12 protein-coding genes are annotated in these 21446 nt (G+C 65.8%); 9 read left to right on the top strand and 3 right to left on the bottom strand.

Annotated elements, in window-relative coordinates; all coding sequences use genetic code 11:
* Positions 1–41: 41 nt before the first annotated feature.
* The 9 genes from ABJF88_11260 (at position 42) to ABJF88_11220 (ending at position 18561) form a co-directional block, all read left to right on the top strand.
* Complete coding sequence (locus tag ABJF88_11260; GenBank protein MEP0547502.1) at positions 42–2237, top strand: hypothetical protein; 2196 nt, start codon at positions 42–44, stop codon at positions 2235–2237.
* Between the two features lie 60 nt (positions 2238–2297).
* Positions 2298–6392 (top strand): N-6 DNA methylase, encoded by a 4095-nt coding sequence (locus ABJF88_11255; protein MEP0547501.1) that lies wholly within the window; start codon positions 2298–2300, stop codon positions 6390–6392.
* Between the two features lie 38 nt (positions 6393–6430).
* Positions 6431–8392: an ATP-binding protein gene (locus ABJF88_11250; GenBank protein ID MEP0547500.1), complete on the top strand. Its 1962-nt coding sequence runs from the start codon at positions 6431–6433 to the stop codon at positions 8390–8392.
* Between the two features lie 126 nt (positions 8393–8518).
* Positions 8519–9094: a hypothetical protein gene (locus ABJF88_11245; GenBank protein MEP0547499.1), complete on the top strand. Its 576-nt coding sequence runs from the start codon at positions 8519–8521 to the stop codon at positions 9092–9094.
* A 6-nt stretch (positions 9095–9100) separates the two neighbouring features.
* Positions 9101–10393 (top strand): hypothetical protein, encoded by a 1293-nt coding sequence (locus ABJF88_11240; protein MEP0547498.1) that lies wholly within the window; start codon positions 9101–9103, stop codon positions 10391–10393.
* On the top strand, positions 10390–13083 hold the full coding sequence (locus ABJF88_11235; GenBank protein MEP0547497.1) for an AAA domain-containing protein: 2694 nt from the start codon (positions 10390–10392) through the stop codon (positions 13081–13083). Before ABJF88_11240 ends, ABJF88_11235 begins: the two co-directional genes overlap by 4 nt.
* A 16-nt stretch (positions 13084–13099) precedes the next feature.
* Positions 13100–14296, top strand: a complete 1197-nt coding sequence (locus tag ABJF88_11230; GenBank protein MEP0547496.1) for an STAS-like domain-containing protein — start codon at positions 13100–13102, stop codon at positions 14294–14296.
* A 48-nt stretch (positions 14297–14344) separates the two neighbouring features.
* Complete coding sequence (locus ABJF88_11225) at positions 14345–17482, top strand: AAA family ATPase (GenBank protein MEP0547495.1); 3138 nt, start codon at positions 14345–14347, stop codon at positions 17480–17482.
* Entirely contained in the window at positions 17482–18561 is a 1080-nt protein-coding gene (locus ABJF88_11220) for a hypothetical protein (protein ID MEP0547494.1), read from the top strand. Before ABJF88_11225 ends, ABJF88_11220 begins: the two co-directional genes overlap by 1 nt.
* 329 nt (positions 18562–18890) lie before the next feature.
* On the opposite strand, the gene ABJF88_11215 is transcribed toward ABJF88_11220, so the two are convergent.
* From ABJF88_11215 to ABJF88_11205, 3 genes are all read right to left on the bottom strand, one after another.
* Positions 18891–19613 (bottom strand): SprT-like domain-containing protein, encoded by a 723-nt coding sequence (locus ABJF88_11215; GenBank protein MEP0547493.1) that lies wholly within the window; start codon positions 19611–19613, stop codon positions 18891–18893.
* A 154-nt stretch (positions 19614–19767) separates the two neighbouring features.
* Positions 19768–20430, bottom strand: coding sequence for a JAB domain-containing protein (locus ABJF88_11210; protein ID MEP0547492.1), 663 nt, complete (start codon positions 20428–20430; stop codon positions 19768–19770).
* Positions 20431–20571: 141 nt separating this feature from the next.
* Positions 20572–21318: a DUF6166 domain-containing protein gene (locus ABJF88_11205; GenBank protein MEP0547491.1), complete on the bottom strand. Its 747-nt coding sequence runs from the start codon at positions 21316–21318 to the stop codon at positions 20572–20574.
* Between the last annotated feature and the right edge of the window lie 128 nt (positions 21319–21446).

Below are 21446 nucleotides of genomic sequence, written 5' to 3'. Positions count from 1 at the left end.
CGCATGCACTGCCAATCAGTTCAGCCTGAGGTCCTGCCGCCATGCTTCCCAGTCAACTCGTCGTCGATCTCACGTCGTGGACTAATGCGCTCATCCAGGAGCGGGTTGTCCGCCATCTCCAGGAGCACTTCTCCGATGAAGGCCCCGGCCTCCTGAACGCCCAGCAGTTCGAGGAGACGATCGTTTTGCTCACACAGCCCTCCTTCGATGTCTTCCCTCGCAGCCTTGAGACCGCGATCAGCCTAGAAGTCGTCGAAGACGAGGAAGCCGCCCTTGAGCGGCTGAACGCCTTCGATCCTCGCAGGATTATGCTGGTGGCCAATCAGAACGCCATCAACACACCCTTCTTCGCAACGCTCGACCCCAATGATGACGCCTCAGTCATCACACCCGACTTAGAGACCCACCTGTTTCTCGAGTACGGACAGACGGAGACGCCCATCGACGGGGTTGCTCTCGAAGACGTGCTGCGTCAGGTGCTCGCCGCGTGGCGCCAAGAAGAAGAGAGTACCAGAGCGCTTGCCTCCTGGGGCTTTGAACTTTCGAAGGCTGCGTACGCGACAGGCGTATACGACTATAAGAGCCAACGAGTGCAGAGCCATCGCGTGGGTCACCGTGGCTCACTCACCCTTGACCGGATTGTGGAAATCGAACGAGAGAGAGACAGATCGTCGGGGTCCCCAGGCGAGGAACGCGGCCTACTACTTGCCACCGTGTCGGCGCGTCGTGTGCCCGCCCTCGCGCTAACGGCCATCGAGCGCCTGGCCCTGGCCTCCCGGTATGGACTCACGGCCGCAGCCACCGAGGAAGAGAGCCAATGGCTCGCCGACCAGCAGCAATGGCTCGCTGACCGGCCAAAGCGGCGTCAGCTCGAAGAGCGTACCTACCTCCAGCTCACGCCCAAGAGCCTCGCGCTCCTCCTGGACCGCATCGCGGTCGATCCCAACGAGTACGCCCGCATCTCCGTCGCCGAGTCCTGCCGGTGGGGCGAGCACACGTTCGAGCCGGAGCAATCGTACGGCATCAACCTGCCCGAACTGCTCCGCCGGCTGCCGGAGGCGGCCGACTTGAAGCAGGTCAACCTTCCCTCGCAGACGCCCCACGCGCACGCTCGCCGCCTCCACCAGGCGCTCCGAGGCTGGACGGTAGACCACTATGCTGAAGACCCGCTCGGCCAGCGTTTGATCGAACGGCTCGCCCCGGAAGGCGAGCCTCGCGACATGCTGCGGTTCGAGTTGTCCCGTCTACGGGCCTGCGACGAGCTTCCACGTTCGGCACCCATACCGGCCGAGGACTGGGAGGCCGCGGTGAGAGCGCTCCTCTCCGCGCCATGTCCAGCCGCCGCCCTCCACTGGGACCAGTACTGGAATCGACACCACGACCGATACACAAAGCCGCTGCTCGTGTGCCCCAGGGAGGCCCTGCAAAACATGGGAACGTCCCGAATGGTAACGTCCCGAGACGACGCCCACGATCCTCCCGACCTGCCGTACGACTCCGCTCAATTCGCCTACAACCTGAATGCCGAGGCCCCGCTCGGGCGGGTCATCCGGGAGCGGAGGCAATCCATCGTGCTGGTTTCTCCTCCTGCCGAATGGGAGACCCGTCGACTAGGTAATAGCCGCCCGGAAGACTACCCAACCTTTCGGTATCCGCTGCCCACCGACCCTGATCCGCCGATCAAGTCGAGCTTCAGCAAATACGAGGATGAGGGGAGCTTCCTGCTGTCAGGCAGGCGGCCGGAAAAGGACCAAGTTCGGGAAGCCGTCGTCACGCCCGAGGTTTGGGAGGAGGCCGACCGGCAGGTAGCCGCGGCTTGGTGGAGCCTGCGACGCGCGCTCGCCGCCCCCTCTCACATTCGCATGCCGGACGGACGGGTACTGCTCCACGTCGCCTCGGGCCTCTTCGCCGAGATCAGCGTGCGGGCTTTCGAAAACGCCGCCTACGATTCCGTGCGCGCTAGCCTGTTAGCTGACGGGGACCGCATCGCCTACCGCGCGGCGGCCGTTTATACCACCGAAGGCTACGGATCGGCCACGACGAGCGCTGCGCTCCCATCCCTCTACCTCACTGGGCGCGGATACGCTGCGGACATCCACTTTGTAGGCTCACCCCTCGCTGTCGCCGGCCGTCCAGTCGCTCTCGCGCAAGCCGCCGAGGGCGCTCACGTCTTGTTCGAGCGCGAACGCGCAGATGACGAAGCGGCCCGCGAAGACGACGATGACTACTGGGATTAAATAGATAGAGCACCCAGCCGTCCCGCCGCGTCAACTGCGTCCCTCTTAATCTAACCCCCCATGTCTACCCGCACCCGCACACCCTTCCAATCCGTCAAGACCGAGGGGGCTATCCTGCCGATGGACCTCCTCCAGCGCGTGGCCGACCAGGACGCGGACCTCGGGGGGCTCCGGCCGCAGGACTATGGGCTGGCCAAGAACGAGAAGCTGGGCGAGGCGGCCAGCCGGAGCTGGAACCGGCTGCAGGGGTTGTGGGCCGCCTTCCGCGACGAGCGGCTCCGCCTCGACGCTCTGGAGGACGCCCGCGGGACGACGGAGACGCGAGAGGGTTGGCTGCTCCCGCTCTTCGAGGAGCTGGGGTACGGGCGGCTGAAGACGGAGACGTACGAGATCGAGGGGAAGCGCTACCCCGTCTCCCACGGGTACAGGCACCTGCCGGTCCATCTGCTCTCGTACAAGGTCGACCTCGACCGGAAGTCGGCGGGCGTGGCGGGGGCGGCGACGTATGCGCCGCACGCGATGACGCAGGAGCTGCTCAACCGCTCCGACGAGCACTTGTGGGCGATTCTCACGAACGGGCTCAAGCTCCGGCTGCTCCGCGACAACGCGAGCCTCACGCGGCAAGCGTACGTGGAGTTCGACCTGGAGGCGATGTTCGAGGGCGAGGCGTATGCGGACTTCGCGGTCCTCTGGCTGACGGCGCACGCGAGCCGGACCGAGGGCGCGACGCCGGAGGCCTGCTGGCTGGAGCGGTGGAGCGTGCAGGCCCACGAACAGGGCACGCGGGCGTTGGACGCCCTGCGTGACGGGGTACAGCAGGCCATCGAGCACCTCGGCGCCGGGTTCATCGCCCACCGCGAGAACGAGGCGCTGCGGGAGGCGCTCCGCAGTGGCGACCTCGACCCGCAGGACTACTACCGCCAGCTGCTCCGGCTTGTCTACCGCCTCATCTTCCTGTTCACCGCCGAGGACCGCGAGGCCCTGCTCGACCCGAAGGGGGACGACGCAGCCAAAGAGCGGTACGCGAAGTACTACTCGACGGCGGCACTCCGCGCCCTGGCGGAGAAGCGGCGGGGAAGCGCCCGCCACGGCGACCGCTGGGAGCAGCTCAAGCTCATCATGCGCGCCCTCGGCGAGACGGGCGAGCCCCGCCTCGCGCTGCCGGCGCTGGGCTCCTTTCTCTGGAGCGACGATGCCATTGGAACGCTCGCACAATCCAAGCTGGCGAACGAGCCGTTCCTGGAGGCTGTGCGGGCGCTCTCGCTCGTGGAGCAGGACCGCGTGCGACGGAGCGTAGACTACAAGCACCTCGGGCCGGAGGAGTTGGGCGGCATCTACGAGAGCCTGCTCGAACTCCAGCCGCAGCTGAACCTCGACGCCCACGCGTTTGTGCTGGAAGCGGTGGCCGGGAGTGAGCGGAAGACGACGGGCTCGTACTACACGCCGGAGGGGCTCATCCAGGCCCTCCTCGACACCGCGCTCGACCCCGTGCTTGACCGGGCCGAGAAGGCCGACGACCCCGAAGCGTCGCTGCTGGCGCTGAAGGTGTGCGATCCGGCCGTGGGCAGCGGGCACTTCCTCATCGCGGCGGCGCACCGCATCGCCGGGCGGCTGGCGCGGGTGCGGGCGGCGAAGGCCGACGGCGGCGAGCCCACGCCCGAGCAGCGGCAGCACGCCCTCCGCGACGTCATCGCGCGGTGCGTCTACGGCGTGGACCTCAACCCGATGGCGCTGGAGCTGTGCAAGGTGAACCTGTGGCTGGAGTCGCTGGAGCCGGGCAAGCCGCTCTCGTTCCTCGACCACCACCTCCAGGTGGGCAACGGGCTCCTCGGGGCCACGCCCGCCGCGCTCCGCGAGGGCATCCCGGACGAGGCGTTCAAGCCCATCACGGGCGATGTGAAGGCGTACGCGAACGAGTACAAGGCGCAGAACCGGACCTTTAGGAAGAAGCGCCAGCACGACCTGTTCGCGGCCGAGGCGATGCCGTGGGAGCGGCTGGGCAACATGCCGCAGGTCATCGCCGAGCTGGACGCGCTGCCGAACGACTCGGTGGAGGCCGTGCAGGACAAGGCCAAGCGGTACGCCGCCGCCGTCCACTCGCAGGCGTACGAGCATGCCCGGCTGCTGGCTGACGCGTGGTGCGCGGCATTCGTGTGGCCCAAGTGGCCGAGCGACGACCTCGCCTACCCGATCCACGAGGAGGTCTACCGCAAGATCGAGCGCAACCCGCACGCAACACCCGACTGGATGCGGCGCGAGGTCCAACGGCTAGCCGAGCGGTACCGGTTCCTCCACTGGCACCTCGCCTTCCCCGACGTTTTCCGCGTGCCCGGTCCGGACGAGACGCCGACCGACGAGACGGCAGGCTGGCGCGGCGGCTTCGACTGCGTCCTCGGTAACCCACCGTGGGAGCGGGTCAAGCTGCAGGAGAAGGAGTTCTTTGCGGGCGTCCGGCCGGATATCGCTGGGGCGCGCAACAAGGCCGCACGGACGACGCTCATCAAGCAGCTAGAGACGGAGGACCCCGCGTTGTTCGAGGCGTTCCGCGAGGCGCAGCGGCAGGCTGAGGGCGAGAGCACACTGCTCCGCGACAGCGGTGTATACCCGCTCTGCGGGCGCGGCGATGTTAACACCTATGCCGTCTTCGCTGAGCGCTTCATGCAACTTGTCTCCGAGGCTGGAAGGGCAGGTATCGTCACACCTACAGTTCTGGTGACGTCCGACACGACTAAGGCATTCTTCGACGAGCTGGTGCAGAATCAGCGGATTGAGAGCATACTAAGCTTCACTCGCATCTCGGCTTTCTTCCGTGGGACGAAGAGCCCCGACCCGTTTTGCCTACTGACAATCCGAGGCAGAAACTCCTCGGTTGCGCGCTCTACCTTCGAGTTCGGGTTCGACTTGGACTCCGTCGGCGCGGCAAGGGATGCGGACAGGATTAGTGACTTATCTGCCGAAGATATTGTCTTGCTGAACCCCAATACTAAGACAGCACCTCTGTTTAGATGGCGACGCGACGCGGAGTTGACCAAGGCGCTCTACCGTCGCGTGCCTGTCTTTATCGTAGAGGGTTCGCCCGAGGAAAATCCTTGGCGCATCCGGTTCAGCACAATGTTCCATATGGCGAACGACTCTGACCTATTCCGCGCTCGCGAAGTGCTAGAGTCCGAGGGCTATCGGATGGAGGGTAACCGCTTTGTGGGCGAAGCCGAGGATCGGTACCTCCCCCTTTACGAGCCGAAGCTATTTCACCAGTACAATCATCGGTACAACACCTTTGACCAAGTTTCCGCGGACAGCCGCTTCCGAGTTAAGGCTCAGGCGGTCAGTTTAAGTGGTGAGCTTAAGAATCCGAATGTTGTCCCTCTGCCGAGATACTGGGTGGAGCGGAAGGAGGTCATATCCAAGCTAGATAAGGCACCGGCGGGCCTAATCACCTTTAGAAACATTGTTAATACGACAACCAATCGAAGAACAGCTGTCTTTACCGTACTGCCTCTCGTCGCGGCGAATCATGCATGTCAGCTTATCGAGCCTGAATGTGAATGGACAGAGAGCACCCTACTGCTCAGTTGCCTGAATAGCTTTGTGTTCGATTATGCCACGCGCCAGAGTCTCGGGGGGACCAACTTCTCTCATTTCATCCTCAAACAGCTCCCTGTCCTCCCGCCTGAAACCTATCTCCACCCCTGCCCCTGGTTGCCGGAGCAGATGCTTGCCGATTGGATCCGCCCCCGCGTCCTCGAGCTGACCTACACCGCCTGGGACCTCCAACCCTTCGCCCGCGACGTCGGCTACGACGGCCCGCCGTTCGTCTGGGACGAGGCCCGCCGGGAGAAGCTCCGCGCCGAGCTGGACGCCGCCTTCTTCCATCTCTACCTCGGCACGCCGGAGGCCTGGGCCGAGGAGCCCGAGGCGCTCCGCCAGTCGTTCCCCACTCCGCGCGCCGCCGTCGCCTACGTTATGGACACGTTCCCCATCGTCAAGCGGAAGGACGAGAAGGCGCACGGGAGCTACCGCACGAAGGACATGATCCTCGCCGTCTACGACCGGCTCCAGCAAGCCGCCGAGGCCGGCGCGGCCTACGAGACCATCCTCGACCCGCCGCCCGCCAGCCCCGCCGTCGCCCACCCACCACGGGAGGTGGAGGCGTAGGTTCTCATCCTGCATCCCCCGTACCCACGAGTCCGCGCATGACCCCAGAGGAACTCCTGAGCTATCGGGAAGCCTACGACTTCGAGGCGAAGGCCGCGCAAGGGCGCGACGGTGACGGCGCCGTGCCCGGGAGCATCTGGCCTACATACTCCGCCTTCGCCAACACGCAGGGCGGGTACATCCTGCTGGGAGCCGCCGAGCGTGATGACGGGACTCTCGACTTCGTCGGGCTCGGGGACATGGAGCGGGTCCGACGAGACTTCTGGAACGGCGTCAACAACACCCAGCTCGTCAACGTCAACCTTCTTGAGAACGACGACGTGCGCGTCGTCGAGATCGAGGGGCGCCAGCTCCTGCTCGTGCACGTCCCGCGGGCGCCCCGCAAGCGCCGGCCCGTCCACACCGGCGATAACCCGTTCACCGGCACGTACCGGCGCGGTCACGAGGGCGACTACCGCTGTGACGACGCTACGGTGCGCCGCATGATCGCCGAGGCCGAGGCCGACGACCGCGACGCCCGGCTGCTTGAGGGCTACACGTTAGAGGACATCGACGCGGACAGCCTGGCCGCCTTCCGGAACGACTTTAAGAGCACCCGCCCCGGCCACCCCTGGCTCGCTCAGGACGACCAGATGCTGCTTCAGTCCCTCGGCGGCTGGCGCCGCGACCGCCAGACCGGCGAGGAGGGGCTGACCCTTGCCGGATTGCTGATGTTCGGCAAGCTGGCCTCCATTTTGGAGGCCGTCCCGCACTACCTCGTGGACTACCAAGAACGGGAAGGGAGCGACGCCGACCCCGATACACGCTGGACCGACCGCGTCACGACGGACGGCACGTGGTCGGGCAACCTGTACGGCTTCTACCGCCGGGTCTACCCGCGCCTGACGTCGGGCCTACGGGTGCCCTTCCGCCTCGAGCACGGTCACAAGCGCGTCGACGAGAGCCACGTGCACGAGGCGCTACGTGAGGCCCTCGTCAACACGCTCATCCATGCGGACTACGCAGGCAGCACGGGCATCCTGGTCATCAAAAAGCCGGACCGCTTCATCTTTCGCAACCCCGGCGGGCTCCGCATCCCGCTGGAGCAGGTCTTCGATGGAGGGAACAGCGACTGCCGCAATCGGAACCTGCAGAAGATGTTCCAGATGATCGGCGCGGCCGAGCAGGCGGGGTCGGGCTTCCCCAAGATCCTCCGTGCTTGGCGAGAGAAACACTGGCGGAAGCCGCTGCTCCGCGAATCGTTCGATCCGGAGTTCACCGTGCTCGAACTCTCCATGATGAGCCTGATCCCTCAAGAGGCCATTGCGCAGCTACAAGAGCTCTACGCCGGCGTGTTTGATCACCTCCCGGAAATTCAGCGCCTCGCGCTAGCCACGGCGCTCATCGAGGGTAAGGTCACCAACCACCGGCTCCGCGAGCTCTCCGACGAGCACCCCCGTGACCTCACGCGCTGGCTGCGGGAGCTGGTTGACCGGGGGTTGCTCCTCTCCGATGGAACGGGCCGGGGCACCTACTACTCACTGGCCCAGGATGGAGATGAGATTGAACCCAAGCCAAGAGAGGAGTCGCTCTCTCTGTTCGATTGGAACTCTACACACTCTACGGGCGCCCTCGTCTACACCACGCCCTCGGAGCCTCCTTCTATAGACTCCGAAGGGAGCTCTACACATCCGGCCGAGAGCTCTACACATTCCGAAGGGGGCTCTACCCAAGAGGAGCAGGACGTCGAGCAAGATGAACGTCTCCGAGCCATCGCAAAGCCCGTCAGCACACGCAAGACTGCTCCTCGAAAGCTCGTACGCCGGACGATCTTGGAGCTCTGCACAGGACGCTACCTGACGCTCCAGGAGCTGGCCGACCTGCTCAATCGGGACCCCCGAACCCTGCGCACGCACTACATCCCGGAGCTAGTCTCCGAAGGCCGCCTCGAACAGAAATACCCCACCAAAAGCGATCCTCGCCAAGCCTATCGGACCCGAGACGAGGAGAGCTATGAATAATCTCAGACGGATCGAGGGGCCTTCCACTCCGCAGCATCCGACCCCTCCTTCCCCCGCCAGCCCCGCCGTCGCCCACCTACAGCGGGGGGTGGGAGCATGACCGCTCCCTTTGCCGATCATAAGTGGGTGCCCTTCCAAGTCGGCCCGTTCCAAGTCGTCCCGCATGAGCTACCCGTACGAGCGCCTGAGGGCAAGACAACGAACCGCGTCGCCTGCGAGGGCCGGCTGTACTCGTTCGAGGCTAGGACAAGGCGAGGAGCCACGATCGAGATCCACTACGCCCACTGGGAGAACGGCGAGCGCGACGTGCGGCCCCACTTCGCTGAAGGCGGAGGCGTCCCGTTCTCGCGGCTCAACTGTGGTCGCCTCCGGCTCGATGTTCAGTCCATCCCTGAGAAAGCCCACGCGCACCGAGGCCGCTCCTACGCTGTGCTCCGAGGGGTGGACGTACCGCCTGGCCCGGAGGTACGCCCCAAACTAGCTTCGGTCGCTGTGAAAGAGCTAAGCGACTTGGCCGGTTGTAATGTGGAAATCGAGTTCGCCAGGCTGGGAGCGCGGGCCTGCGGCATCCGTGAGGATGTCTACGGCGAGACGCACAAGTATCGGTCATGGCCGTGTGTCGTCTTCGACGCGAACGACCCTCGACCGCCTGTGGCCGCCTTCCTCCTCACCCGCGCCCTCCCCCTCCTCCGCTCTAGGTAATCGTCGATGCAAGATCCGAAATCCGAACGCTCCCTCGTCTTCGCCGCGGACCACCGGACACTTATCGACCTCATCGATAGTGCTGACGAGATCCGCATTGTGGCCCCTGGACTCGACGAGCCCCGCGCGCATGCCCTTGCAGAGGCGGCCCACCGAGGTGCCGACGTGCGCGTCGTCTTGGATCCCTCTGAGGAGACGGAGCGCTTCGGTATGGGCTCGCTCCGCACGGTCGATCTGCTGCGCGGCGCGGGAGCGGAAGTCCGTCAATTGCTTGGTAATGCCATCGGCCTTGTCGTCGCCGACGGTGAGGGCTACCTCCACTTCGCACGAAGCCGGATGTTCGTGGCCGACGGAGAGGGCCTCGACGCTGTCCGCCTCGACCCCTTGAGCACCGCCCGACTTGTCCGCGCCTTCTTTCCTCCTCGCTCCGAGGCGGAAGAACAAGAGGCCGAGGCACGCCTTGATACGGCGCTCTCGAACCCCCAGGCGCTCCGCAACGCGGCCGAGGTGGACGCGCCTGTGTCAGGCGTCGCTCCCGTCGACGAGCAGCGCTTAGTGGACGCCAAGGAAGCGCTGGAGCGGAATCCACCACGTGACCCCGACCTGACGCGCCGACTCAACGTCTACACCAACCGGCTGCAGTTTGTGGAGATCACGCTGAAGGGTGGGGCGTTCGGTGAACGGACCGTCTCGCTGCCCACAGACATTCCGTTGGGGGTGAGCGAGCAGCTCGGCGACTTGCTCCGAACGCGGATGAGGGTCTTCGATAGTGACGTGCTTGAGTCGTTCCGGGCGTTCAAGCGCGAGGTGGACGCGCTTCGGGAGAAGTGGACTACGTACCTCGCCTCCCGCAAGAAGCGGGTCTTCGCAACGAAGGACAAGCAGGCCATCCTCGACGAGGTAGAACGCTTGCGGAAGCAGATTCCATCGCTCGTATCCGAGATGGCCAGTGACGTAATGCACTCCATTGACGAAGCCGAGCGCGTCCTCGTGAAAGAAGCAACGCGACTTCTGCAGGACAATCCGCCAGCAGACTTCGGTCTGTTTCGAGATCGGCCCGACGACCTCGCCAAGATGGCCGAGAGGAGGGCACGGCACATCGTTTCCAAGATCTCTTTCCCGGACCCGGCTGAGGTGCTGGAACGGATCGAACTGGCTGTCCACTTCTACGACATGACATGGGAGGACTTCGACGACGAGGAGTTCATCCGTGAGTTGTACGAAGCAGAGATCATCGACCGGACAAGCGCCGACGAACTCCGCCACCTCAGGTCTGCCTTCGAAGCCAAGCCTTCATGAGCACCGATCGGAAAGACATCGGCGCGTTCTCAGGCCGCCTGGCTGCCTTCTACCTCGATTGCATCGAGGCGGAGGACCGCCGTGCGCTCCAGCTCCGCACGCAGGATCGAGGCAAGAGCTTCGTTGCCCCGTGGTCGGGCACGGAACCCCTGCTGCATCCTGGAGCTGACGCAGAGCGCCTCGCTCCTACGACGGCATCCGAGCGCGCGTACCTCGCCAAGGGGGCCGCGGGCCCGTCAGGCCCCGACACCGGCTACTACGGGTACCCGCTCCGCTTCGACGGCCGCGGCCGACTCGCGCCGCTCTTCGTGCTTCCCGTCTCGGTCGAAGATCTCGGCGATAGGGGAGGCGCGCCAGTCTACCGTGTCCATCGTACCGGCGACCTTCTCCTTAACCGCTACCTCCTCACTGGCTACACCGACGAGGAACGCGATCACATCCAGGCTGAGTTGGAGGGCGACGAGTTCGCGACGTTTGCCGCGCGGCTGAAGGCTGCCCTCGCCTACTTCGACGACTCCCCGTTCGAGGATGCAGCGAGCCCTCAGTTGGAGCCGTTCCCGAGCGATACAGGCGTCCGATGGGTCCGGACGCCGGTATTCCTACGTGACGCCCGGGGGCCGTTCACGTACAATCTCCGGCAGGAGCTCTCTGCCCTCAAACGGTACGATTCGGTCCAGGCAGGGACGCGGGGGACGGCCCTCGGCGTCCTAATGGGAGAAGCGGCTACACCCGGAGAGGGTATTGACCCGGCCGAGATCCGCCCACTCAACCCATCCCAAGAGCAGGCGGCGGAGGCCGCCCTACGCCAGCCGCTGACGGTCATCACCGGCCCCCCCGGAACAGGGAAATCGCAGGTCGTCATCGACCTTCTCGCGACGGCCATCCTCGAGGCACGCCCGGTCCTCTTTGCGAGCAAGAACAACCAGGCCATCGATGTCGTCCGGGAGAGGCTCCGCGAGGCGCTCGGCGAGCCCTATGATTTCAGCCTGCGCCTCGGTAACAAGGAAGCGATGGACGCTCTCGCCCCCGAGCTTCTCGAACGCCTCGCGCGGCTCGAAGAGACCGGCCCACCAGGCGATGACGAGGAGGCGCGGGCCGCCGTGCAGGGCGTGAAAGCCAAGCTGGCCCGTCTTGACCGCCTCGAAAGTGACGTCCGGGAGGCGACGGTGGCGGAGCGCAGTGCCGCTGAGCCGGTGCCGGAGCTTTGGCGGTCGGCCACACCGGCCGATGCGAGACCTCCGCTGGACCTGCGTACGCTCCGCGACCTCCTCGAAGAGGCTCGCGCATATGGCGGCGAGACCCCGCTCGGCTTGGTCCGTTGGCTCCGGCGGCTGTTCCGGGGCTCGGCCGTCCGCCGCGAGCTCACCGATGGGCTCGACGCGGCACTCGCCGCCGCGCCGGCGGAGGTACGCGAAAACGTATCGCTCGACGTGATGCAGGAGGATGGGTACGCGCCCATCATCCGAGCCCTCCGCCTGTCCATTGCGTACCATGGATGGCTCGGGGCGCGAGCCGAAGCTCAGAAGGCAAAGGAGGCCCTCCGCGGTGCGCTTTCTCGCGCTGACACGCCCGAGGAGGAGCGAGCGGCGCTGAAGACGGAACTGGCGGACGCCACCACCCGACTCTGCCGCGCCGTCTGGGCCCGCCGCCTCTACGACAACGCTGACGAAGCCCGGGCGGCCCTCCGTGCCTATCAGCGAGCGCGAGAGGGCGTGAGCGGGAAGGGGGCCGCCTTCGCACGGTCGCTTGACGTGTTCAGCGCTGCACAGGAGCGGCTCGCTGCCTGCTTCCCCATCTGGATCACGACTGCACTATCGGTCAAGAATGCTCTCCCGCTCCGGCCGTCGCTCTTCGACCTCGTCGTGATCGACGAGGCGAGTCAGTGCGATCTCGCCTCCGCGGTGCCCCTGCTGTACCGCGCGCGCCGTGCGGCTGTCATCGGAGACCCCAACCAGCTCCGCCACATCCCCGGCATCGACGTGAAGCAAGAGGCTGGGCTCGCCTCTTCCTCCGCCCTGCTCCCTGCCTGGTCGTACGTCCGCCACTCGCTCTTCGACGCGACGGCGCGCGCGAACCGTGACGCAGGACGCGGCGAGCCCCTGTTTCTCGACGAGCACTACCGCAGCCACCCCTCGATCATCGCGTTCTCCAACCGGCAGTTCTACGGAGGACAGCTCAAGGTCCGGACAGACCTCGGCAGGCTCGCCCAAATCGTTCCTACTGCCCAGCAGGGCGTTTTCTGGCATGACGTACGGGGGCGCGTACCTCAGGCCGCGCGGAGCGCCTACAACGAGCCCGAGCTCGACGCTGTGCTCGAACACGTCCGGCTGCTCCTCGAAACGCTGGGGGCCGAGGCCACCGTCGGTGTCGTCACTCCGTTCCGTGCGCAGTCCGATCGGATCAAGCGCCGGATTCGAGAGGCACCGTGGTACGACAGCTTCCGCGAGCGCGTCGGCACGGGCACCGCTCACACGTTTCAAGGCGACGAGCGCGACGTGATCGTGTTCTCGCCGGTGGTTTCGGAGGGAATGCGTGACGGAACGCGGCGCTGGGCCGCTACCACCGAGGCCCTGCTCAACGTCGCCGTCACCCGTGCGCGGGCCGGTCTCCACGTAGTTGGTGATGCTGAAGCCTGCCGAGCCGCTGGCGGTCCCTTGGGCGCGCTCGTCTCCCACGCCGCTACCACCTGAATCAAACCGCATCTTTATGGCCCTCGTCCGTTTTCCGTCTGCCGCCCACGCCGCCGACGTCGTCCGATCGATGGTTGAGGCTGGCGTCTTCTCACCCGAGGTACGGAGCGTGACGATCCGCGTCGACAGCGGTGGACTCCCGACCGCTGGGGCCGCGCTCCTCGCGACGTGGGGGCGATGGGCCCGCGAGCGCGGCGTGCTCGTCACGCTCGACGGCGACCGCCAACAGGTAGCTCTTCTCGACCGGCTAGGCGTGATGGAGTCGCTGGGGCGCGAGAGCCCCTCGGGTGGGGTCCGCTCCAACGGCTCGCTCTTCGTACCTGTCCGCTTCATCGCCGACGGCACGGACGTGTTCGAGGCAACGAATGCGATCCTCGATCTCGTCGTGCAGGAGGTATCCGACGCTCGTTCGTTCGTTCCAGCCCTGGAGTGGGCCATCAACGAGACGATCGACAACATCGAGCTCCACGCCGAAGCCCCCGTTCCCGGGGCCGTTTGCGCCCGTCTCGACCCACGGACGCACGTGCTCGATGTGGGGATCGTGGATGTAGGCCGCGGGCTGCAAGCGTCGCTGTCGCCCGTCCTCGAACCATGGGAGCAGACGGCGGGGCAGGCCTTGAAGAAGGCTGTACAGCGCGGCGTCACGCGGGATCCAGCGGTGGGACAAGGCAATGGCCTCGCTGGTGCGCGACAGATCACCGAGCGCAACCGGGGTGGCTTCGACCTCTGGACGGGCGACGCCGTGCTCCGCATGGAGAACGGGCAGGACAGGGGGTTCGAGGTGCTCCCGTCGGCGGTGCCCGGGACTGGAGCTTCGTTCCGTCTCGATCTCCGCCGTCCCGTAGATCTTGCGGACACCTTCATCGGCGAGCCAGGGTGGAGCTACCTCGAGGCTGCAGCAGAACAGGCGGAGGACGGTCTGCTCGTGCGGCAGGAGGTGAGCAATACGGGGACGCGAGCACCGGCTCGCCGGCTGCGGACGAAGGCGCTGAACCTGTTGCCCGACTTAGAAGGGCCTCTCGTGCTCGACTTCGAGGGGGTGAACCGGGCGTCGAGCTCATTTCTCGACGAGCTCATCGGGCGCTTGGCCGACGAGCTCGGCGACGACGCCTTCCGGGAGCGGGTCCGCCTGGTGAATCTCTCCCCGCGGCTTCTCGACATGGCCAACGTCGTCACGACCCAACGGCTTGGCCGTACGGGTCCCACCAACTGATCCCGCACCGAGCGCTCCCTTCCCGACTGATATGGACTCCACAGCCCCATGACTATCCCCGACGCCGTCGCGCTTATCGTTGCCCAGGTCCGCACGCACTTTCCGGAGTGGGAAGGCGTCGACGACGATCTGTTCGTCGCCAAGGAATTACGCTACAAGAAGGCCGCGTCCCAACTGGCGAAGGAGCGCTTAGCGGAAGGCTCCCTCAGGCGCCTGCTAGCCGAAGGTCAGGCCGACGAAGTGGCGAGCCGGTTCATCGAGGTCGGGAAGGCTACCAACCTTCTCTACAAGGCAGCGGCCCGGCAGGGCGACCTCGCACCGCTCCACGATCCCGCCGTCCGCGCCGCTACCTGTGGAGCTCTTGTCGAGCTCTTATACGGAGACGGCGACGTGGTGGAGCGAGTGAGCGCATTCGCCGAGTTCCTCCCCGCGCACGGCCTGCACCGTAACTGGCCGCTCGCAACGTACTTCCTCTACTTCGTGTACCCAGAATCGGAGGTCTTCATCAAGCCTGAGAAGGTGCGGTCGTTCCTGAAGGTCGTGGGATCCCCGGTCGAGCTCGGTACGCTCAACGGCGAAGACTACGGCCACGTCCGGGCCCTCGCCCACGAGCTCCGCGACGCGATGGAAGACTATGGCGTGCGCACGATGATCGACGTCCAGAGCCTGATCTGGATTACAGGCGGGGGCTATGACCCTGACGAAGAGGCACAGGAGGAGCAGGAAGCTTCTTCGCTAGTAGGCAAACTAGAAGAGGATGTCAGAGCGCACCTGCACGAGTTTGCGACGATCGCTAACGCTTGGTTCGATCAGTGGAACGAACTCGGGACGTACCACGACTTCTTCAGGCGGTTCTTCGAGCCCGACCACCTCTCTTCACTTGAGTGGGAAGACACCCAGGAAGTCGGGCGGCACCTCCACTCGATGCAGAGCATGGCCCTCGCGCGAGGGAACGCGTTTGGCCGGCCGAACCACGAGATCGAGCACTACCGCCGCGCGTTCGAGTACTTCGCGCGAGGCGAGGGTCCGTTGGCCGTCCGGCTCGACCGGCTGCGGACGGACGAGGAGGTCCGTCTGAAGTACCTCGGAGAGAGTGCGCTAGGCGAGATGGCGGGGCAGTATTTCGCCGATGAATACTCCCTGTTCAATGAACGGAGCCGGTGGGCGCTCGACTTCCTTGGCATCTCGCACGATGAGAGCGCGGGCCAATCGTTCGGTGCACGGTTTGTTGCCTTCAGTGAAGCTGTTGCTACCCTCATACCCCTCTACCGAGACGTCGTGGGGCAACGGACCGATTGGCCGATCCGCCTCGAAGTGGATCAGTTCCTTTCCTGGGTATACGAGACGTACCGTGAATCGGAAGACGTAGAGGTCGAGGACAAGACCCGCTCTGTCTGGCTGATCTCACCGGGGCCCGGGGCCAAGCACTGGAAGGCGAACTTCGAAGCGGGCGAAGTTGCCATCGGGTGGCCCTCCCTTGGCGATCTCCACTCCTATTCGAGCACCACCGAAATGGCGGCTCGGTTACACGAGAAAGATCCAGCAGGGCCCACCCCCACCAACGATGCCCGTGCGTGTTGGGAGTTCGCCCATGTGATCCGGAAGGGGGATCTCGTCTTCGCGAAACGAGGGCGATCTGCCATCGTCGGCGCTGGGACCGTGACGTCGGACTACGAGTACGAGCCCGCGCGGGGGGAATACTGCCACGTTCGGCGGGTAGATTGGACCCTCAAGGGCGAGTGGGGTACTGGGGAACGCCAACTTCCAACGAAGACGCTGACCGGCATTTCGAAGTACCCCGACATGGTGGCCGAGCTCAAGGAGCTCGTAGGCATCAAGGGCGGCGAGCAGCCCCAGCACACCGTGCGGCACTGGTGGCTCAACTTCAGCCCGGCCGTGTGGAGCCTCGCAGACGCTGACGTTGGGCACACCCAGCTCTACACTGCGCAGAACGAAGCGGGAAACAACCGGCAGAAGTACGCACACTTCCAATCGGTTGAGCCAGGCGACCTCGTGATAGGATATGAGTCGACACCCGCCAAGCGCATCGTCGGTCTGTGCAGCGTGACGCGTGGGCTCCACGCGACCGCTGATGGGCGAGAGGCGATTGAGTTTGAGAAGACGGCGGCTGTAACAGACGGGCCGACATGGACGGACCTTAGGGCGATGCCGGCTCTGGAAGAGGCTGAGCCCATCCAGAACAACCAGGGTAGCCTGTTCTCCCTCTCGCCCGACGCGTATGCAGAGATTGTAGCTCTGCTCGACGTAGGAGGTGAGGCGGAGGTCGTGGACACAGAAGAGTCTCCCACGTCAGAGCCCTACACCGTTGCTGACTTAGCGAGCGAAGCGTTTGCGGATCCAGCAGAGGTGGAAGCATGGGTGGAGCTGTTGCGGCGTCGCAAGAACCTGATTCTCCAGGGGCCGCCCGGTGTGGGCAAGACGTTCCTAGCGCGCCGGCTGGCGTGGGCGCTCATGGGGGTGCGTGACCCCGAGCGGGTGCGCTTCGTCCAGTTCCACCAGTCGTACGCGTACGAGGATTTCGTCCAGGGGTATCGCCCAGGTGACACCGGTGGCTTCGAACTCAAAGACGGCCTGTTCTACGAGTTCGTCCAGGCGGCCAAAGAGCGGCCTGAGGAGCCCCACGTGTTCATCATCGACGAGGTCAATCGGGGCAACCTCTCGAAGATCTTCGGCGAGCTCATGATGCTGATCGAGCCCGACAAGCGCGGCCGGGAGTTCGCGATTCCCCTGACCTACTCGAAAGGGCCGAAGCAGCAATTCTACGTGCCCGACAACGTCCACCTCCTCGGGATGATGAACACGGCGGACCGCTCGCTCGCCGTGGTCGACTACGCACTCCGCCGGAGGTTCGCCTTCGTCACGCTGGCGCCAGCCATGGGCCGCGAGCCGTTCCAGCAGTTCCTCCAGGAGCGGGGAGCGGACGCCTCGCTCATCTCGCTCATCGCCAATCGCATCCGTGCCCTCAACGCTAAGATCGCTTCGGATGGCGATCTTGGAGCTGGCTTCTGCGTCGGGCACAGTTACTTCTGCCCCTCCGCTGGTGACGACGTCAGCACGGCCTGGTACGAGCGCGTGATACGAACCGAAGTGGGTCCGCTGCTCCGTGAGTACTGGTTCGACCGTCCCTCCGAGGCCGAGGCAGCCGTCGCAGCCCTTCTAGCCTGATGGACATCCCCGTCCTCAACCTCTACTATCTGCTGCTCTACGCGTGGGACCGCTTAGAGGAAGGGCGTGTTGTGGCCGTGGGAGGCTTGGAACACCGTACGACCGCCGATCTCCTTGCGCGGATCCTAGTCAAAGGCACCCGGCACGTACTTCGGCGCGGACTGGATCGGGGCTACGTGGAGCACTTCGAAACCACGTCCCGGCTCCGGGGCCGCGTCGCGTTCGCGCCGTCGGTCCGCCGAATGCTCTTGCCTCAGGCGAGGGCCGTGTGCACGTTCGACGAGCTCACGCCCGACGTGCTTACGAACCGAATCCTCCGGACGACGATCGGCCGCCTGATGCGCGTCGACGCCTTAAGCGATCAGCATCGCCGTGACCTCCGGGGGGTATACCGGGAACTGGGAGGCGTGGGGGAGATCCACCTCACGCGCGCCTCGTTCAAGCGGGTTCGCCTCCATGCCGGCAACGCCTTCTACCGCTTCCTGCTGAGCGCGTGTGCGCTGGCCCACGAGAATCTATTCCCACGAGATGATGGACAGGGATACCACTTCCGCGACTTCGCGCGCGATGACACGCAGATGGCCCGGCTCTTCGAGGCGTTCCTCCTCCGGTTCTACCAACGCGAGCGGCCCGACCTGACTGCGCGCCCCGAATCGATGGCTTGGATCGCCGAGCCGATCTCGACCTTGGGTCCGGGGCAGCTCCCCGGAATGCGCACCGATGTGACGTTGCGCGGTGCGGATTGGACCTGTGTGATAGACGCAAAGTACTACCGGGCCGCTCTCAGTCGATGGCATGAGGATGGGACGTTTGACGCGTCGAACTTGTACCAGATCACCGCCTATCTCCGCACGCTGGAATCGAACGGCGGAGCGGACGGCGGAGCCGATGGGGTCCTCTTGTATCCCGTCGTTGAGGGCACATTCGACCACACGTACCGAGTGGGCCCGCACCGAGTCCGCCTGCTGACGTTGGACCTCACCAGGCCCTGGCCGGAGATTGAATCGACTTTGCTTGATCTGGCTTCGTGGAGTGAGCTTTCACCGTCGAGCGCTAACCCCCTCGAAGCCCCATTTTAGTGGCTATCGAGGGGTTATTGCCGACCGTCTCGAGGTCGTAGCCGAACGACCCGTCTAGGCGTCTGCCGAGCGCAGCAGACGCCTAGACACACTCAAGCACGGTTGGGACGAACAGCGCCCTCAGTGATGACTCATGCGCGCGACGACCGTTGCGGCGTGCAATGCGACACTGGAGGAGGCAAAGATCCGCGCGTGCAGACGCGCCTCTTGCCCCATTCACTGCAGGTTGTGAAGGAGGCAGAGCCACAGACGCCGCTGTGTGCATGCGCCGCAACGGACGAGTCGACCATCACGGGGCGCTCCGCGGCGAGGTCGCCGTGCCGACACCGTCACTGCTCGATCCCCAACTCGAAGCGCGGGTCGAAGCGGCCGCTTGCGTACGCTCGGCAGCAGGCCGCGCAGGCGTAGCGGCGCTTAGGGCGGCGGGCGAACCCTCGCGCGGCCCCGCACCGGGGGCACCGGCCGACGTACTTCGGCGGGCGCTTCGAGTGGGTGGGCCGGCGCGGGTCCCCTCCCCCCTCGTGCAGGACGCGGCCCGACCAGCGCTCGGTCACGCGGAGGTACGAGCGGGTCCTCTCGGGAGCCTCTTCGCAGCGGGGGCAGAAGTACGACGCCGTGACGGCGCGGTAGAACGGGCGGACGTGGCCGCAGCCGGCGGCCGGGCAGCGGCCGACGTAGGGTGAGTCCGGGTCGTCGGCGAGCGCCCCCTCGTAGCACCGCGTGGGGTCGGCCCCGCACCGGCGCGCCCACGCCTTCCACGCCCGGTCGTGGGCCGAGCGGCCCCGCGTCTCGAAGTCGAGGGCGTGGGCGACCTCGTGGCGGGCGACGTCCTCCATGAGCGCCCACCCCTCGCGCGCGGCGAGGTGCCGCGAGAGCGAGATCGTCTTCACAGGGCGGCCGCCCTTCTCCCAGAGGCAGAGGCCGAGGCGGCGGCGGGCGCCGTCGAAGCGGAACGACCAGCCGAGGTCCTGGAGCGGGCGGCCGAGGTGCTCGCGGCCGAGCTCCTCCATCAGCACTCGCGTGTTGGCTGCGATGGCCTCTAGTTCGTGCATGGTCGGTGGGCCAGACGGATGTGGCAGTGGGGTGGGAGGTGGCAAGATCGTGCCCGGCGGCGACATCGGTGCGTCGCTCTGGACGTCCTCGTGTGGCGCTTACACATCGAGCCACGTAGTCCACCCCCCACCCAGATATGGCAGAGCGACATCGTCAGATGAGCCCCCGCTCAGAGAGCGACGTGTACCGCCCATCGAAGCCGACGACGAGCGAGTCCAGCAACCTCACGCCGAGGGCCTCCCCCGCCTTCTGAAGCTGCTTCGACACCGCGACGTCAGCCTTCGACGGTTCCAGGTTTCCACTGGGGTGGTTGTGGGCCACGATCACGCTCCGGGCGTTCACGAGCAGCGCGAACTTGAACACCTCCCTCGGGCTTGCAATCGACGCGTCCACCGTCCCGACGTGGGCGACGTGGGCGCCGATGACGCGGTTCGCCGTGCTCAAGGCGAGGACGAGGAAGATCTCCCGGTCGTAGCCGTCGAGCATCTCCGAGCACAGCCGCGCCGCGTCGGCCGGGCTCTGCACCATCCGCGTGAGGTGGTCCCGCTCGCGGACGAGTTGAACGCGGAAAACGGGCACGGGGAGCACGAGCGACTTCAGCCCCGGCACCTTGAACGGCTCCGTCCGGTGGACGACGATGTCGGCGAGCGCGGGCAGGGCCGCCTCGGGCAGGCCGTCACCCGTAGGCGGTTGCGTGGCCGAGTCCGTCGAGGGGTTCCCGTTGGGACCCGTGGTCGCGCTCGTATCAGCCGCTGGAGTAGCGGCATTCGTGTTGAAGAAGAGGTCGAGGGTGTGGTTCTTCGAGTTGGTTTTCATCGTGTGTAGTCCGGTATTAACGCCGAAAGGCCGGCGCCCCCGCCGAGGAAGTCCTCAGGGGAGCGCCGGCCTCTCGGTCGGTGGTTGTCAGTATGTGAGTCGAGCCGCTGGGGCTCGGGGTGGAGCGCTATCCCTCTCGGGCTACCGCTGGGCGTCCCCGCCGTGTGCGGCGAGCCATGCCCGAACGTCAGCGGCGCGGATCACGCCACCGGCCTTTGGCACGAGCGCCACGACCTCTGCTTTGAAGTCCTGGTAGACGCGGTCCGCCGTGGCCTCGTCGGTGTGGGCGAGGAGCACGCTCCGGGCGAGGTCGGCCGGTCCGGAGCCGTCGTAGCCCCATTCGATGCCGCTCGGGCTGTGGCGGACGACGTGCTTCACCGTGGCCTGTGCCGTCCCGTCGAGCGCGCGGAAGAGCACGACGTCGTCGGGATGGGCAAGACTGGCGGCCTGAGACTTAGCCACACACAGACCTGGAGAGACGAGCCGGAGTCCCCCTGCCGCGCCGTCCCCACCGTGATCCGGGCGGGGTTGGGCCTCGACGAGAGCGGCTCCTGTGGGCGTCTGAGAAGCCCCGTCGCCGCCGTGGCCGTCGTCTCCGAGGTCCGTGCCGAGCGCGTGGTTCAAGGCCGCCACGGCGTTCCCCACCCGCGAGAAGCAACAGTTCAGCCCGAGCGTGAAGTCACGCTCCTGCCCCGTCACGCGGACGAGGTAGATGCCGGCGCCGAACGGGATGAGCGGCCGCAGCCACGGGACGTGCTTCGGTTGCACCGCCCCGAGCTCCTCGCCCTCGTAGGAGACGACGAGCCGGGGGCGGTTGTCCGTGGCGTTGTCCGTAGGCACCTCCTCGACGTCGAGCGGGGTACCGAATCCGACGTGGTCCTTCACCATCTGCCAGAGCACGGGCTGGTGCTTCGACGTCCCCGCGAGCTTCGAGGGCACGGCGAAGTCGTGGGCGCGGAAACGCATGGTGAAGGCGAGCGCCGCGAGCGTCTTCCGCACGAGGGTCTCGTCCCTCA

The sequence above is a fragment of the Rhodothermales bacterium genome, from assembly GCA_039944855.1.
Classification (GTDB): Bacteria; Bacteroidota; Rhodothermia; order Rhodothermales; family JANQRZ01; genus JBBSMX01.
The sequence above is the reverse complement of the archived record's forward strand: the minus strand, read 5'-3'. Positions and strand labels throughout refer to the sequence as shown.

Excerpts from the sequence above, each read along its gene's own strand:
- ABJF88_11215 (MEP0547493.1), bottom strand. The coding sequence starts at position 19,613 with ATGCACGAACTAGAGGCCATCGCAGCCAACACGCGAGTGCTGATGGAG.
- ABJF88_11225 (MEP0547495.1), top strand. The coding sequence starts at position 14,345 with ATGACTATCCCCGACGCCGTCGCGCTTATCGTTGCCCAGGTCCGCACG.
- ABJF88_11250 (MEP0547500.1), top strand. The coding sequence starts at position 6,431 with ATGACCCCAGAGGAACTCCTGAGCTATCGGGAAGCCTACGACTTCGAG.
- ABJF88_11220 (MEP0547494.1), top strand. The coding sequence starts at position 17,482 with ATGGACATCCCCGTCCTCAACCTCTACTATCTGCTGCTCTACGCGTGG.
- ABJF88_11240 (MEP0547498.1), top strand. The coding sequence starts at position 9,101 with ATGCAAGATCCGAAATCCGAACGCTCCCTCGTCTTCGCCGCGGACCAC.
- ABJF88_11210 (MEP0547492.1), bottom strand. The coding sequence starts at position 20,430 with ATGAAAACCAACTCGAAGAACCACACCCTCGACCTCTTCTTCAACACG.
- ABJF88_11255 (MEP0547501.1), top strand. The coding sequence starts at position 2,298 with ATGTCTACCCGCACCCGCACACCCTTCCAATCCGTCAAGACCGAGGGG.
- ABJF88_11205 (MEP0547491.1), bottom strand. The coding sequence starts at position 21,318 with ATGGTGAAGGACCACGTCGGATTCGGTACCCCGCTCGACGTCGAGGAG.
- ABJF88_11230 (MEP0547496.1), top strand. The coding sequence starts at position 13,100 with ATGGCCCTCGTCCGTTTTCCGTCTGCCGCCCACGCCGCCGACGTCGTC.
- ABJF88_11235 (MEP0547497.1), top strand. The coding sequence starts at position 10,390 with ATGAGCACCGATCGGAAAGACATCGGCGCGTTCTCAGGCCGCCTGGCT.
- ABJF88_11260 (MEP0547502.1), top strand. The coding sequence starts at position 42 with ATGCTTCCCAGTCAACTCGTCGTCGATCTCACGTCGTGGACTAATGCG.